Below are 16313 nucleotides of genomic sequence, written 5' to 3'. Positions count from 1 at the left end.
GTCAATTTGTGGTCTGGAATTATTGCCTACAAATTCCTAGATAAAAAGCCCACTATTAGAGATTTTCAAGAAAAAAATCTACTTACAAATTTTGAACTTTTTCAAGATATTGCCGCTTAACTCACGTTAACAAATATTTGAAAAATGCAAGTTTATTTTTACAAAAATTTTCTGCTTGCAGAATATCTAAATCAAAGCAGTAATTGAATTTTTCCTAAAAAAACTAATCAATTAAATCAGCGGTAATTTTTGCCGAAGAAAGACACAGAGGAATACCGCCGCCCGGATGTACGCTCCCGCCTACGAAGTATAGGTTTTTAATTTTCCTTGAAAAATTAGCGTGCCGTAGAAATGCCGCATAGCGATTGTTAGAACTATTACCATACAAAGCCCCTTGCGTACTAAATGTTTTAGCTTCAATGCTACGAGGTTCTAAAACACCTTCTACTTCAATGAGTGGCTCCATTTCGGTTTTGAGCAAACGGCTTAGTTTAACTAAAACATTTTTGCGAGTTTCTGAAATAAGTTTATCCCAATCTTGTCCTGTATTGTTGGGGGTGTTTATCATTACGAACCACGTTTCAGCACCCGCAGGAGCATCGGAAGGCTCATATTTTGAGCCAATATTTACGTATATGGTGGGGTCGTGGTAGATGGTTTTTTTCTGAAAAATATGCTCAAACTCGGCTTGATAGTTTTTACTAAAAAAGATGTTATGCAAACGCAATTCAGGAAAAACTTTTTTTACTCCCCAATAAAAAATCAGAGCGGAGCTGGATTTGGGTTGTTCTAAAATTTTCGTTGGAGCAGGTACATCAGGCAATAGGTATTTATAGGTTGCTACAATATCCATATTGCTTACCACGACATCAAAATTACGTTTTTCGCCTTTTACTACGATTCCTACTGCTTTTTGATTTTCAAGCCAAATGCGTTCTACCTTGCTTTGCAAATGAAATTTTACACCTAAATCTTTTGCAAGGTTTGCCAAACTTTGCGTGATAGCATACATTCCACCTTTGGGAATGAAAGCCCCAATATTATGCTCTAAATGAGGGATAATTGTAAGCGTGGCGGGTGTTTCGTATGGATTAGAGCCGTTGTAAGTAGCAAAGCGATTGAAAAGTTGCACCAAACGTTCATCTCTAAAAAATTGACTATTAGCTTGATGCATTGTCTTGAAAATCTCTAACTTATGCAAGTTTTTATAGCCCTTGAAAGCATCGGCACAAAGCCACGTATTTATTTTGTGCAAAGAACGTTTCAGAAATAGATTTGCCGTAATTTCGTATTTTTTGGCACTTTTTTGCAGGTATTGCAAGATTTTTTCGGCTTTTTCGCCTGTTTTCATTTCTACTTCCTGAGCAAAACGTTTCCTTTCGGCAAAAGCCTCAATCGTAGTACCATCTTCGTAAAAATACTTGCAAACAACCTCCAATTTCTGATACGAAAAATACTGCCTAATATCTTTTTTGGCAACTTGAAAGAGTTCTTCTACAAAATGAGGCATTGTAAAAAGCGAAGGACCTGCATCAAAACGATAGGCTCCTAACCGAATTTCAGAAAGTTTTCCTCCTAAATAGTCGTTTGCTTCAAAAACTTCTACTGCGTAGCCCTTACAAGCTAAACGAATAGCGGTAGCAATTCCTGCGATGCCTCCCCCAATGATACAAGCCGTTTTTTGCATAGTTTTTCACCAATAAACTGAAAGCCTGATTTTTTGTTTTGGCAAAATTAAAGCCTTATGCAAAAATTTGTATTTTTGCGAGCAAATTTTTCAAAAAAGCTATGAGCCAACAGCACCAAGAGGAATGGACAGAAATTATTTCTCCGAAAACAAAATGGTTTGATATCAATCTTTCCGAATTATGGCGTTACCGCGATTTGATAGGGCTTTTTGTGTATAGAGATTTTGTAGCTCTTTACAAACAAACCATTCTCGGACCACTTTGGCATATCATTCAACCGCTTTTTACTACCATTGTGTTTTCTATTATTTTCGGAAACATTGCTAAAATTCAAACCGATGGCATACCTCATTTTCTTTTCTACCTGTGTAGCATAACCATTTGGAACTATTTTGCAAGCTCACTCAATAGCACTTCTAATGTTTTTGTTAGCAATGCAGGCATTTTCGGGAAAGTGTATTTCCCTCGTCTTACGGTGCCTGTGGCGAATGTTATCTCGGGCTTTTTAGCTTTTGGAATTCAGTTTTTATTATTTTTGAGCGTGTATTTATATTTTTGGCTTTGGCAAGGCAATACAGCTATTCAGCCAAATTGGTATATTTTGTTAGTGCCTGTATTTGCCTTTAATATGGCTCTTTTGGGCTTGGGAATGGGGATTATCGTTTCATCGCTTACTACCAAATACCGAGACCTTACTCACGCTGTTGGTTTTGGGGTGCAGTTGCTAATGTACGTATCAGGTGTTATTCACCCACTTTCGTACATTTCCGAAGAAAACCGCTATTTAGTGCTTCTCAATCCTATTTTTGGCATTGTAGAGGGGTTTCGTTTTGCGTTTTTTGGTCAAGGAGTTTTTGAAATTTCTATGCTTCTGTATAGTTTGGCGGTGAGTAGTGTAATTTTTGTGATAGGAGTTGCTTTGTTTCACAAAGTAGAAAAAAATTTTATGGATACAGTGTAAATTAACCAATCAAAATAAAAATCTGATGAAAAAATACGAAATTTTAGGCAATAACGATACGCGTTCAGGTTTTGGGGCGGGACTTCTGGAAATTGGTAAGCAAAACCCTGATGTAGTAGCTCTTTGTGCCGACCTTACGGGCTCACTGAAAATGGACGCTTTCCAAAAGCAATTTCCTGAACGTTTTTTTCAAGTAGGTATTGCCGAAGCTAATATGATGGGTATTGCCGCAGGACTTGCTATCAGCGGTAAAATCCCTTATACAGGTACTTTTGCTAATTTTTCCACAGGTAGGGTATATGACCAAATTCGTCAGTCTATCGCTTATTCGCACAAAAATGTAAAAATTTGTGCCTCTCACGCAGGGGTAACTTTGGGCGAAGATGGGGCTACTCACCAAATTTTGGAAGATATCGGAATGATGAGAATGCTCCCTGGAATGGTGGTTATCAATCCTTGCGACTACAACCAAACCAAAGCCGCAACAATTGCCATTGCCGAACATCACGGACCCGTGTATTTGCGTTTTGGCAGACCCAAAGTGCCTATTTTTATTCCTGAAAATATGCCTTTTCAAATTGGTAAGGCTCTATTACTCCAAGAAGGCACTGATGTAACTATTTTCGCCACAGGGCATTTGGTTTGGAAGTCTTTGCAAGCAGTGGAAGTTCTTGCTCAAAAAGGTATTAGTGCCGAGCTTATCAACATTCATACCATTAAACCTTTGGATACGGAAGCTATTTTGGATTCTGTCTCTAAAACGCGTTGTGTAGTTACCGCAGAAGAGCATCAGCGATTTGGTGGTTTAGGAAGTGCCATTGCCGAACTTTTAAGCCAAAAAATGCCTGTTCCGCAAGAATTTGTAGCTGTAAATGATAGTTTTGGCGAAAGTGGCACGCCTGATGAATTGATGAAAAAATACGGATTAGATACTTCCAATGTTGTAGATGCTGTAGAAAAAGTTTTACAAAGGAAAAAATAAATTATCTGCTTTGGGCTTTGCAGAAAAATATAGCCAACTTATCAAACAAAAAGCTCGCGAAATTGGCTTTGATTTTTGCGGTATTGCCAAAGCTGAATTTTTGGAAAAAGAAGCTCCTCGCCTTGAAATGTGGCTCAAAAACAATATGCAAGGCGAAATGAGCTATATGGCTAATCATTTTGATAAAAGGCTCAATCCTAAACTTTTAGTAGAGGGAGCAAAATCTGTTATTTCTGTTCTTTTGAATTATTTTCCCAAGCAAGATTTGGCTCAAACTAACCCTGATAATTTCAAGATTTCCAAATATGCTTATGGGGAAGATTATCATTTTGTAATGAAACGCAAAATGAATGAATTACTGAATTTTATTCGGGAGAATATTGGAGAAATAAATGGCAGAGCTTTTGTAGATTCGGCACCTGTAATGGATAAAGTTTGGGCAGAACGAAGCGGTTTAGGCTGGATTGGCAAGCATACAAATCTGATTAACCGAAAAATAGGAAGTTTCTTTTTCATTGGCGAAATCATTATAGATTTAGAACTTGCCTATGATGCCCCTACGGGCGATTATTGCGGTACGTGCAGGCGTTGTTTGGAGGCTTGTCCTACGGAGGCGATTGTAAGTCCTTATGTTGTAGATGGGAGCAAGTGTATTTCATATCTTACAATTGAGTTAAAAAATGAAATTCCACAAGAATTTCAGGGGAAAATGGAAAATTGGATTTTTGGCTGTGATGTTTGTCAAGATGTTTGTCCTTGGAATCGTTTTGCCAAGCCTCACCAAACCCCTGAATTTGAGCCTAATGAGCATCTGAAAAATATGCAGAAAAAAGATTGGTTAGAAATTACAGAAGAAGTTTTTGCCAAAGTTTTTCCTAAATCAGCAGTGAAAAGAACAAAAATAAAAGGCTTGCAACGAAATATCCAATTTGCAAGCCTTGAATGAAAGAAGCCAATTTTTAGGAAAGTACCATTTTGAATTGATTGTTGAGAATTTGATGATACTTGGTAAAATTTAGATAGCACCAACGCCGCAAATCTTCGCGTTCGGTGGGTTTTAGTTGTGCCAGAGCCTTGCGTAACTCTTTCTCAAACAATAATTTATCAAAACTAACTTTCTCTAAAATCATCTTAAAATACTCTAACATAGGCATTAGATTTTGAAACAATGAACAAAAGTTTTAGTTTGCGTTGTATTCGCCGTAGCATTGTTTCATAGGCAAATGTAATTTTGTTTAGAATGCTAAAATAAGTATAAAAAAACAAACTTCCAAATGTTTTCCCAAAAAAGTTCAAAAAAAACTTGGATAAAGACTATTTTTCAGTTATTTATATTCTTGACCATTTTACAGGGCTATTCGCAAGAAATACGCATAGAACTCGCCCGCAAGAAAATCAAACAAAATGAATTTTTGCAAATCCGTGTGTTATCAAATTATGAAGATTTCAAAGGTGCAGAAGGTTTCCCTGAAATCAAAGATTTTGAGAAAACTTTTCAAGTGAGTTTGGAATACACCAGCGATAAAGGCGAAATTTGGAAAGGAATAGAACAAAATTACAAACCCTTGAAGGTAGGCAAATTCAAAATCAATTCTTTTGAAATAAAAGTCGGTACTAAAAAACAAACATTCAAAGGAGAAGAGGTTTGGGTAGAAGAAAGCCCAGAAAATACAGAAACGGATTTGCTTTCACAACTTGAAGAAGAAAGCCAAGCAGAAGACTTAGTAGGTTTAGGTAAGTTGCAAAATGTATTTGTTGCCCTTACAGCCAATACCAAAGAAGTATTTGTAGGAGAAGAAATCAATCTGAATTTTGCTTTGTATGTAGCCAAAAACGCCCCCATAGCTTTGGATTTATATGATTTAGATAGACAAATCAGCCAAATTATTCGTCAAATTCACTTACCCAAATCTTGGCAAGAAAACTACGGGCTGGATAGCGTAAGCACTGATGAAATCATTTTAGAAAAGAAAACGTACAAACGTTACAAGTTCTTTCAGAGTGCCTTCTACCCTACCGAGCCTCTGCTCTGGAATATTCCCTCTTTGGAGCTTAAAGTTTTGGATAAAGAAAAAGAAAAACTGCTTTCCCTGCGAAGCAATCCTCTTTCTATTCTGATAAAGCCTCTACCCAAAAATATCAAAAATCTCACAGGAAGGCTACAAATGCAAGAAATCATTACTTATCTTAAAATTCAAACAGGGCAGAGCGTGAATTATCAAATCAATATTGTGGGCAATGCCAACTTTGCAAGACTTAACTTACCCCCCCCCAATAGCAACAATTTTTTAGAATTTTATGCTACCGCTACCGAACAAACTCTACGCAAAATGCCTTCGCAAATTATTGGTGTAAAATCGTTCAGATACACCATTTTAGCGAAAAAACCGGGCAAATATCCACTCAAAAACTACTTTTTCCTAGCTTATTTCAACCAAGAAACTAAAAAAATAGATACGCTACGCTCCAAATTAGTGTTGGAAGTAAGCGGTAGCCCTCTGGAATTTTCTTCATTAGAAAATAGCGAGCTACAATCTTGGATTGAAAAAGCTGATGATACTCCTATGCAAATGCGTACTTATTCACGTACGCGTTGGATAGCCACTGGCTTGCTTGCTCTACTTTTTTTGATAGTTTTGTATAAAGTTTTATCAAATTTCAGGGAATAGCCCTATGTTTCTTGTAAAAACATTTGCCCAAAGTTAGATAATTTTGTAGATTTGTTCTTTCAAAAAATATGCAAACACCACTTATTTATGGAAGAGGCTATCAAACATATAGAAACTTTGTCCGAAAGCAGTGAGCCTAAATCTGTTGATGAAACTATTTTGCCCGAAAACACTCAAACAACTTTCACTTCTCAGCAACCAATTGAAACGACTGAAACTACCACTCCTCTCCCTGAAAATCCTCCTGTTTTAGACCTTTTTGAGGAGGCTTTGCAGAAAAATGATAACTACCAATCAGGCTTTTGGAATGGTTATTTTGGGCTTTCTAAAGATACATTAGAAACCTATCTTTCTGAAAAAGGGCGTTATGATAAAATATTTGACCAACTGCTTTACCAAGAAACTCTCCTGCAAGAAAATTTACAAAAAATAACCCTTCATAAACAAAAATATCAAGATATTTTTAGCGAACTTACTCAAATCAATTACCAATTAGACTATCAAATAAACCTCCGCCAAAGACGTGGCGAGGGACTTGCTGAAACTGAAAAGCAAATTCAAAGCTATAAAACAGAAAGAGAAAATTTACGCAATAACAACTCATTTTTAGGAGGAATTTTATTTTTGCTTGCGGCGATTGTATTTATTGCAGGTGATTTAATTATTTCTCACGAGATTGTAGCTTATGCTCTCAACATCAAAAACAACATAGAGGCGTGGAGTTTTGCAGTAGGTTTAGCGATGGTTTCAGTGCTTTTGAAACCTGCTTATGATAGACTGATAGAGTATCCTTATTTAGAAGATAAAACGCTTCGTTCTAAACGTGTATATCTGATTTTCAAAATATTAGTAGTCCTTTTTACCATAGTTACTCTTTGTATTTTGGGTTATTTTCGTTATGAAGCCTACCGAGCCGACCAGCTCAAAAATAGCCTCAATAGTACCATTCTAACGCTGCAAGAGGAGGAAACCTCACAAAACTTAGCACTGATAGAAGAACTTTCTCGCAAAACAGAAAAGTTAAGCCAAGATTTAGTACAAAGTCCTTCGGGAATGTGGGCTTTTGTACTTTCAGGAGTAATGTTTGCCATTGCAGGGGCTATCTGTTTGGGTATTGCGTTTCCAATTCTTGTAGCGTATATCAGAATTTGGTTTCAAATTCCTATCAAATTACGTAAATTACAGAAAATTCGCGAGTCGCAGTTAAGCAGTGTAGAGGATTTAGAGCACACTATAAGCGAGCAAACTGCTATCGCAGAAGCCAAAAAAAGCCAATTAGAAGCTCTTGGTAATTTGGAAGAATTACAAAAGCAAAGACAAGAAATTGCCGATACTATTCTTAAACTCAAAAAAGATTTGCATACCTGCAAAGTAGAACTGCAAATTTATGAACTCAATTTAGGTTATGAAAAAGGGCAACACGCTTTCAAACTAGAAGAAATAAAAAAGCAAGAACAAACATACAATTCAGAAAAACTAACCAAAGAACTCTCAAACCTTGAAGAAAACTTAAATGGCAATGGTAAAGCAGCTATTCAAGAGATTTTAGCAAAAGAAGCAAAAAATGAAGAAACAGAAAAACAAGAAGAGATGATAAATGAAGGTATCACTGAAACGCCTCAACCTAACCGCACTATTAGCAGTAAAGTTTTAAGCAAAATTAGAAAAAAATAAATCTCTTTTTTCCAATGAAATCATTGCTTACTATTTGGGTAGCTAAACTTTCTTTTTTTTGTGTTTTTTTTAGTTCTTGTGGTGGCAATCAGCCTCCCCAACAAGTTCCTCCGCCTAAACCTGCTCCAAATATCTATTCGCTGATTTTCATAGATAAAACTGTAAGCGTGAGCTTAAAAGAAAACTTTACACGCGAAAAATACGAAAAAGCCCTGCAAACTATTGTCCAACAAAATATTCGTCAGAAAGGTGATAAAATTGAAGTCTATTTTCTGCACGAAAACACTTCGCAGGCACGCGTATTTGCAATGCAGTGCAAAGCAGAAATGAAAGATACCACAGGGCTGAACCCTACGGATATTAAATCTATCAAAAATACCTATCAGGTAAGTTTGAAAAAAGAAAAAAACAAAATACAACAACGTTGTATAGAAGCTCTTTTAGATGATAACATTACTGAAACCAAGCAGTATACCGATATATGGGCGATTTTGCCCATTATTGACAAAAAAAATGCCAAAAAACCTGAAAATAGCCTTCTGAAAGTATTTATTTTAAGCGATATGGTAGAAAGTATGCCCGGTTTGGAGCGTCGGGATTTCTACAAAAGACCACCTTTTAGCAAGCAAGAAGCCGAGCAATGGGCTGAAAAAGACGTCAAGCGTTTCACTGATATTGATTTGAGTGATGTAGAGATATTTTACGTTTTGCCTCATTCACCTTTAAGCACCACCAACCAAAACAACCCCAATGTTTTGTATTATTGGGAAAAAATGCTCACCAAGCTCGGATTAGAAGAACTTAAAGAGTGGAATGTAGAATAACTTTTGTCAAACGAATTTTGTACTTTATGCCCAAATTTTATTTGCTATATCTATCATTATTCGTTTTTCTGCAATGCAAAGCACAGGAAGCCACTAAAACTTCTGCTGATACGCTTGCATATCCTTGGCTCAAACCTTCGCTCAACTACGTACAATACTATCAGCGAGATGTTTTGGCATATTTGTACTACAAATGGAAATTAGCTCCAAAAGATAAATTTTCAGTTGTTTTCTTTGGCGATTCTCACTTGCAACAGGGAGCTTACCCCGATGCCTTTCGCAAACGCCTACAAGCCGTTTTAGGGAATGGAGGTAAAGGATTGCTTACAGCTTTCTCTGCGGCAAATACCTATTCTAATGCCGATTACAAGACTACTCACGAAGGTAAATGGCAGTACACAAAAAGTTTTATGAATACGCTCAAATTGCCTTTGGGAGTTTCAGGAATGAGCGTGCGTACTGAAAAATTACCCGCTTCACTTACTTTTTCCTTCAAAGAACCCTTAAACACTGAAAATAATTTACTTACCATTTTTTGCAAAAAAAGCCCCGAAAGTTTTGATATAAAACTTATCATAGACGAAGCACAACACATTCAAATTTCCACAGATAACACTGATGCAATGCCTTTTATTCGCATTGCTATTCCTCCTGTAAAGCATAGTTTGCGTTTAGAATTAGAAAAAAATCGTGAAAATCAGAATTTTTTTGAATTTTATGGAATGGTTTTAGAAAATAACCAAAACAAAAATGCCATTCTACACAATGCGGGTGTAGGAGCGGCAAAATATGGTTCTGTTTTACGAAAAGAACTTTTAGCCAAGCAATTACCCTACTTCAAACCTGATTTGATTGTGCTTGACTTCGGTACAAACGATTACCTCTATGATGATAAAATTGCCCCTAATTTAGAAAACCAAATTCGTGAAATTATTGCAAAAATTCGCAATATATGCCCTGATGCGGTGATTTTGCTCACTACCGCCCAAGATTTATATTGGCGAAAAGTAAATATCAAATCGGGGCTTGCCTTTTCAGAACTAATACATAAAATCGCTTCCGAAACCAAATGCCTTGTCTATGATTGGTATTGGGTTGCAGGCGGACAAACCGTTATGCGAGATTGGTTCAAAGCAGGGCTTACTTTGCCTGATATGGTACATCTCAATGCCCAAGGCTATACTTTGAAGGGTAATTTGTTCTTTGAAGCACTACTCAATAGCTTTCAATATTTTGAAAAAAATCCCCAAAAAACTCATTTCTTGCTTAATGTGGATACTCTTAAACAAGCACAGGCTCACTTTCAGCAAAAACGTATTTTTGCCTATGGTTACTCAGCAAGTAACACCAAAAAACCTGTAAAACCCAAAGATAGTATAGAAAAAAATCAAACGATTGTCCCCGTTAAAAATCAGCCCAAGACCCAAAACATTACTTATATCGTAAAACAGGGTGATACGCTTTTTACAATTGCTCAAAAATATAAAGTGAGCGTTTCGCAACTGCAAACTTGGAACAAACTGACTGATAGCCATCTTCGTATTGGGCAGGCACTCATCATTGAGCTACAAAAATAAAATTTACCCATTTGCTTTTCTCATAAAATTTCCTTATCATTACAGCAAAAACTGAAACCATTCTGAAAGTTATGAGCATACAATTAGATAAAAAAACAGGCATCAATCTTTCCAAAGGTAGCAAGATTTCTTTAGAAAAAGAGGGAAAACGTTTGGAAGAAGTGTGTATAGGCTTAAATTGGGGAGCTATCAAAAAAGGAATTTTGTTCAACCTGATCAAGCAAACCGTAGCCGTAGATTTAGACGGAAGCGTTACTACTTATGATGAAAATAAACAAATTGTAGAAACCGTGTATTACAGGAAATTGCGTTCCAAAGATGGTGCCATTGTGCATAGCGGTGATGATAGAGATGGCGATATTTACGGAGATGATGAACTAGATAACGAAGTCATTGAAATTAACCTGACCAAAGTCAATCCGAAAGTAAAATATATCGTTTTTTATCTCAATTCCTACAATGGGCAAGACTTCGCTGAAATACCATATTCCAAAATTCGTATTTTTGAAGGTAATAGTAAAAGAGTAGATTCAGTTTTTGCTACTTTCAATCTTTCCGCCGAAGAAGCCTTCAAAAAACACGTTTCAATGGTTCTAGGTAAGCTAACTCGCAAAGAAAACGGACAATGGGAATTTACCGCTATCGGTGAGGCTGTACCTACCAAAAACATAGACGAGACCATTCTACACATTCAAAAACACTACCTCAATTAAATTTTACTCCTGAATGTTTAGAAAATGGCTCAAACGCATTGGCATAGGAATACTGATTTTGTTTGTATTTCTATCTTTGTTACCTTATGCTTTTCCTCTGCGTAAGTTTCCTCATTTCTTGGAACAAAAGAATTATTTTCCTGAAAGCAAATTTATTGAAATAGACCGAGTTTGGCTACATTATCGTGTTTTTGAACCTTCTCAAAAATCACAGGGTAGCATTTTATTTATTCACGGATTTTCGGGTTCTACTTTTTCGTGGCGAAAAAATGTAAAATTTTTCCAAGAAAAGGGCTATCAGGTGCTTTGTATAGATTTACCTGCTTTCGGTTTTAGCGATAGGCAAGTAGAACACTGGAATATGAGCAACGAGCAAAGAATAAAAATTTTGTGGCAACTCGCTGAAATCATCAACCCTACTGCCAAATGGCATTTGGTTGGACATTCTATGGGTGCAAGCTATGTTTGGAATATGGCTATCTATAAGCCCGAAAAAGTAGAAAAAGTGCTTTGTGTAGGTGGTTTGCCCAATAAATTTCGCCCTTACCGCAGTGCAGGAATGAGTTTGCTTCTGAAATATCCTCCTATTAAGCGTTGGATAAAAGTAATTGCAGAAAATTTTTATTTTAATTTTGAAAAGTTCAAAGAACTGCTTGCCTCTGCTTATTCAAAAACACCTGAAAAAGAAGATATAGAAGGCTATTTAGCCCCTTTTCAAATACAAGGAACAACCGATGCTATTTTAAGCACTTTTGAAAACGCTCCCACCGATACGCTCAATGTTTCTGCTGATTATCAAGACTTTGCAGAAAGGTTACAACTCGTTTGGGGAGAGAATGATCAATGGGTAAAAAAATCGCTTGCAGATGCTTTTGTTCAAAAACATTCATTTGTACCCTTGCGAGTTATTCCGCAAGCAGGGCATTGCCTAATGGAAACTCACGCTGAAAAATTTAATGAAATTTTACTAGAATTTCTGCGGAAGCAGTAGTTATTCTACCCCTGTCTTTACTTTTTGTATCCATTCATAAATGGTTTCAGCTACTTGTGGGTTAAAATCCTTTTCTCTTTGTTCCCCATTTTGCAGAGCCATTCGGTGGTCAGTACGGCTAATTTTAAGAAAAGTTGCTTTGCGAGGGTGATGCTTATTTACAATTTCAGCGATGAGTTGGTGTTCTTTTTCCAAAGCCGCTCTATCTTGCTCACCCCAAAGTGAAAGCACAAATCCATCATATTCTTTCCAAATTTGGGCAATATTGGCATCTGTAAGCTGGTGCCAATAGGCAGGTGTCCGAAAAGCAAAACGACGTAAAAAATCTTTGCAATCAGGGTTTTGCTTGATTACGCTATCCATATTTTGTTTTTGAATAAAAAACCGCACACTGCAATCCGTTACGGTCTTTGTCCATTCTTCTACGTCTTCCCAATCCTCACCTTTTTGCAAAGCAATATGCCTTCGGGAATCAATGAGATAATTCACCCAATTCTGCCCAATAGTACCAAAAACTACTACCCCTTTGGCTTTTTCACGTTTGGCTACAATAGGAGCGATAACCCCTCCAAGACTATGCCCAATGACAAAAATATTATCTTTATCTACAAATGGGTAGCTTTGCAAAATTTTTAGAGCATCAGAAAAATGTTTAATTTCTGTCTGCCAGTCCATTTTTTCGCAATCAATGCCCTGACTATCCCCAACCCCTGATTTTTCTACACGCATAGTTACAATATTGTGCCTACTAAGCTGACGGGCAATTTGTACGTGTCCATAAGTAGTATCAAAGGGCGTATCAATAGGGAAACAGGCTACCCCTTGCACAAAAAGTACAGCGGGGTGCTTACCTGTTTTTATGGGCGAAGTGATAATAGTTCGTAAAACAGCGTCTTGCGTGGGGAATTCGTCATAAAGTACCTTAAAATAAGCCGTAGAGTTTTCTTGGGGCGTTTCTTCTAAAATAGGTTTGAGTGTAAAAATTTGTTGATTTCTGCGAACTACAACGCTAATTTCCTCACGAGGGCTTTTACTTCTCACAATTTTTGCCAAATCCATTTGGTTGGCAGGTTTGATGCCTTCTAAGGTCAGAATTTCATCACCTACTTGCAAACCTGCTTTTGCGGCGGCAGTTTGGGGTAAAATTCTGGTAATAAGCAGTTTATTTTCTTTATTTTCAGTTTCAACCCCTAATAAAGCTCTTCTTGAAAGTTTTTGCGTAAAAGCATTTTCTCCTATCACCATTCCCCAAAGGCTGAAAATAAGCCAATATGTTTTCATTGCTTTTAGATTTTATAGAAAAACGAAACGTGCAGTTGTGTTATTATTTCTGTTCTAAAAAATTTTTGACCATATCACGAGCTTTTTGCAGTGTTTCCTCTAAATCTTCGTTCAGTAATACTACATCAAAGCGATTTTCAAAAGACATTTCATATTCAGCTTTGGCAAGGCGAGTTTCCAGAGTAGCATCGGTTTCGGTTTGGCGTTGCAGAAGCCTTTTGCGTAACTCTTCTACGGATTTTACTTTCACAAAAACCGCTAATGCTTTCTCTCCATAATATTCTTTAATTCGCAACCCCCCTACAACATCAACATCAAAAATTACGTGCTTGCCTTCGTTCCAAATTCGTTGAATTTCGGATTTGAGCGTACCATAATAAGCCCCCGGATACACTTGCTCCCATTCTACAAATTCTTCATTCCGAATTTTTTGCTCAAACTCTTCTTTGCTCATAAAATAGTAATCTTTGCCGTGTTCTTCGGTTCTTCCTCTACGCGGACGCGTGCAAGCCGAAATAGAATAGCCCAAATTGGGTATCTCCTGAACCAAGTGTTTTACAATAGTGGTTTTCCCCGAACCCGAAGGAGCAGAAAAAATAACGAGTTTGCCTTGATGATTGGACATAAGTTAATGAAAAATTTTGCAAATATAAGACTTTTCTCAAACAAAAAACCTGCCATAAGCAAAAGGCAGGTTGCTATAATACCCCAAAGCAAACTCAGTTTTTCATCATAAGCCACTTGCCCAAATCTTTGAAAGAAACTTTTTTACCATACATCAGGATACCTATACGATAGATACGAGCGGCAAGCCAAGTAATAAAAAGAAAGCCCGCTACAAGTAAAAACATTGAAAGAGCAATTTCCCACACAGGCACACCCGCAGGAATACGCACCATCATTACAATAGGCGAGGTAAAAGGTATCATTGAAAGCCAAAAAGCTAAACTGCTATTGGGTTCGTTGATAATGGCTTGTGCAAGTACAAAGGCTATAATCAGTGGTAAGGTTACAGGAAGCGTAAATTGTTGGGCATCAGTTTCGTTATCACCTGCTGAGCCTATTGCCGCAAACAAAGCACTATACAAGAGATAACCACCTACAAAATAAAATAAAAAGCTCGCTAAAATCAAAGGCAAATTAAGCGTAGCAAAAGCATTACTGATTTTTTCAAAAGGAAATTCCTTTTCTGATTTGATATCAACGTTTTCTAAATCATTGTTTGTCATTTTTTGCACTTTTTCTATGGTGTTTTCCGAAACTTCCTTTTTTAAGAAAACACTACTTGCCACACTGGAAAGTGCAAAAGAAAGAAGTATCCAAAGTAAGAACTGCGTAAGCCCTACACCTGCCACACCGATAATCTTACCGAGCATCAGTTGTATAGGTTTCACAGAAGAAACCATTACCTCAACAATACGATTAGTTTTTTCTTCAATGACACTACGCATTACTTGTACGCCATAGAGCAATACCGACATATAAATCAGTAGTGCCGCAATAAAACTCACTGCATATACTACTCCACTACTGCTCTCTTTACCCTCTTGTGTTTCGGTAGTGATGCTCACACGAGCTTTGGTTTTTTCTAAATCTTCTTGTTTGATACCCATAGCCTGCATTCGCTCTTCACGAATAATGCGTTCAAGTTCCTCTTTTATGTACATTTCAGTTTCCAAGCTGATGCTTTTTTTGCTAATTATTCGGAAACCTTTGGGTTCTTGCAAGGTTATTTCTGGAATAATAAGCAAAGCATAAGCCTTTTCATCACTTTCAAAATTCTTACGCACCTCACTAACCTCCCCCTGCACATAAGCAAACTTTATTTTCCCATCGTTTTTAATTTTTTGGGCAAAAAAATTACTTTTATCTAAAACTTGGATAGTTTTTTCTTCCTGAAATAGCGAAGAGCGAGCTATAATAGCAGGAACAACCATTAGAGCAGCAAAAAGAATAGGTGTCAGGAATGTCATAATAACAAAAGACTTCTTACGCACCCGCACCCAATATTCTCGCTGAATAATTAACCAAATTTTACTCATAGCAGATTTTTTTCAAAAACGTTTTTATAGTAGCTTTGTTGTAAAGTAAGGCAAAAATAAGAAAAAATCATAAACTCTACTGATATAAGTATTTTTAGAAACAGCCTAAAATCTTACATTTCAAATTTTAAGCCTTAATAAACAAATGATGAAGTTTTTGTAAAAATTTTTTTAGCAGTAAATTTCTGCTTAATTTTGCATTAAAAATTTGCAGATTATGGCAGTAAAAACGCTCCAAAGAGTTCTGATAGCCGATGATGATCCCGATATTGTAGAAATGTTGCAATATAATCTCAAAAAAGAGGGGTACGAAGTCAAAACTGCCAGTAATGGCAAAGAAGCCATAGAAAAAGCCCTTTCCTTTCAGCCTCATCTGATACTAATGGATATAATGATGCCACAAATGGACGGCATAGAGGCAAGCCGTATCATTAAAGAAACTCCCGAAATTGCTGAAACTTACATTATGTTCCTTACAGCTCGCTCCGAAGAGTACTCTGAAATCGCCGCTTTTGATATAGGTGCTGATGATTATATCGTGAAGCCTATCAAACCACGTGCTTTAATGAGCCGTATCGCTTCTGTTTTTCGCAGAGAAAATAAAAAAAATAAAACTGATGAAGTTCTTGAGGTGAATGATTTGATTATAGATAAACGAAGTTACACCATTACACAAGGCGAAAATATCTTTGAAATGCCTCGTAAAGAGTTTGAATTACTTTTCTTTCTTGCTCAAAATCCTGAAAGAGTGTATTCCAGAGAAGAACTTTTACAAAAAATTTGGGGAAGTGATGTGTATGTACTGGCTCGCACCGTAGATGTGCATATACGAAAACTCCGTGAAAAACTTGGCGAAGGGTACATTAAAACCGTCAAGGGGGTAGGATATAAGTTTTCACTAAACGAATAAA

The 16313-nt window shown here is 36.8% G+C and carries 15 protein-coding genes; 10 read left to right on the top strand and 5 right to left on the bottom strand.

Annotated features, from left to right (window positions below; all coding sequences use genetic code 11):
- Positions 1–223 precede the first annotated feature (223 nt).
- Entirely contained in the window at positions 224–1687 is a 1464-nt protein-coding gene (crtD, locus tag Rain11_RS10675) for a 1-hydroxycarotenoid 3,4-desaturase CrtD (protein WP_101359358.1), read from the bottom strand.
- 101 nt (positions 1688–1788) lie between these two features.
- Between crtD and Rain11_RS10670 the strand changes: the two genes are divergently transcribed.
- The 3 genes from Rain11_RS10670 to queG are packed head-to-tail and all read left to right on the top strand — an operon-like array spanning position 1789 to position 4577.
- On the top strand, positions 1789–2649 hold the full coding sequence (locus Rain11_RS10670; protein ID WP_101359360.1) for an ABC transporter permease: 861 nt from the start codon (positions 1789–1791) through the stop codon (positions 2647–2649).
- Positions 2650–2674: 25 nt separating this feature from the next.
- On the top strand, positions 2675–3631 hold the full coding sequence (locus Rain11_RS10665) for a transketolase family protein (RefSeq protein WP_101359357.1): 957 nt from the start codon (positions 2675–2677) through the stop codon (positions 3629–3631).
- A 10-nt stretch (positions 3632–3641) separates the two neighbouring features.
- Complete coding sequence (gene queG / locus Rain11_RS10660) at positions 3642–4577, top strand: tRNA epoxyqueuosine(34) reductase QueG (RefSeq protein WP_101359356.1); 936 nt, start codon at positions 3642–3644, stop codon at positions 4575–4577.
- A gap of 13 nt (positions 4578–4590) precedes the next feature.
- Here queG and Rain11_RS10655 read toward each other — a convergent pair whose 3' ends face one another.
- Entirely contained in the window at positions 4591–4779 is a 189-nt protein-coding gene (locus Rain11_RS10655; protein ID WP_101359355.1) for a hypothetical protein, read from the bottom strand.
- Between the two features lie 126 nt (positions 4780–4905).
- Here Rain11_RS10655 and Rain11_RS10650 point away from each other — a divergent pair, with 126 nt between their 5' ends.
- From Rain11_RS10650 to Rain11_RS10625, 6 genes are all read left to right on the top strand, one after another.
- Entirely contained in the window at positions 4906–6300 is a 1395-nt protein-coding gene (locus Rain11_RS10650; protein ID WP_101359354.1) for a BatD family protein, read from the top strand.
- A gap of 87 nt (positions 6301–6387) precedes the next feature.
- Positions 6388–7974 (top strand): hypothetical protein, encoded by a 1587-nt coding sequence (locus tag Rain11_RS10645; RefSeq protein ID WP_101359353.1) that lies wholly within the window; start codon positions 6388–6390, stop codon positions 7972–7974.
- A 14-nt stretch (positions 7975–7988) separates the two neighbouring features.
- Positions 7989–8798 carry a hypothetical protein gene (locus Rain11_RS10640; protein ID WP_101359352.1) on the top strand — a complete coding sequence of 270 codons (810 nt, stop codon included), beginning with the start codon at positions 7989–7991 and terminating at the stop codon, positions 8796–8798.
- A gap of 26 nt (positions 8799–8824) precedes the next feature.
- A complete protein-coding gene (locus Rain11_RS14025) occupies positions 8825–10375 on the top strand; it encodes a GDSL-type esterase/lipase family protein (protein WP_101359351.1) in 1551 nt (516 codons plus the stop codon).
- Positions 10376–10446: 71 nt separating this feature from the next.
- Complete coding sequence (locus tag Rain11_RS10630) at positions 10447–11088, top strand: TerD family protein (RefSeq protein ID WP_101359350.1); 642 nt, start codon at positions 10447–10449, stop codon at positions 11086–11088.
- A 13-nt stretch (positions 11089–11101) separates the two neighbouring features.
- Entirely contained in the window at positions 11102–12079 is a 978-nt protein-coding gene (locus tag Rain11_RS10625; RefSeq protein WP_101359349.1) for an alpha/beta fold hydrolase, read from the top strand.
- On the opposite strand, the gene Rain11_RS10620 is transcribed toward Rain11_RS10625, so the two are convergent.
- The 3 genes from Rain11_RS10620 to Rain11_RS10610 form a co-directional block, all read right to left on the bottom strand.
- On the bottom strand, positions 12080–13360 hold the full coding sequence (locus tag Rain11_RS10620; protein ID WP_101359348.1) for a PDZ domain-containing protein: 1281 nt from the start codon (positions 13358–13360) through the stop codon (positions 12080–12082).
- 43 nt (positions 13361–13403) lie between these two features.
- On the bottom strand, positions 13404–13985 hold the full coding sequence (gmk, locus tag Rain11_RS10615; RefSeq protein WP_101359347.1) for a guanylate kinase: 582 nt from the start codon (positions 13983–13985) through the stop codon (positions 13404–13406).
- A 94-nt stretch (positions 13986–14079) separates the two neighbouring features.
- Complete coding sequence (locus Rain11_RS10610; protein ID WP_101359346.1) at positions 14080–15402, bottom strand: ABC transporter permease; 1323 nt, start codon at positions 15400–15402, stop codon at positions 14080–14082.
- 217 nt (positions 15403–15619) lie between these two features.
- On the opposite strand from Rain11_RS10610, the gene Rain11_RS10605 reads away from it, so the two are divergent.
- Positions 15620–16312: a response regulator transcription factor gene (locus Rain11_RS10605; protein WP_101359345.1), complete on the top strand. Its 693-nt coding sequence runs from the start codon at positions 15620–15622 to the stop codon at positions 16310–16312.
- Position 16313: the final 1 nt, after the last annotated feature.

Origin of the sequence: Raineya orbicola, assembly GCF_002843425.1 — a bacterium.
GTDB classification, from domain to species: domain Bacteria; phylum Bacteroidota; class Bacteroidia; order Cytophagales; family Thermonemataceae; genus Raineya; species Raineya orbicola.
The sequence above is the reverse complement of the archived record's forward strand: the minus strand, read 5'-3'. Positions and strand labels throughout refer to the sequence as shown.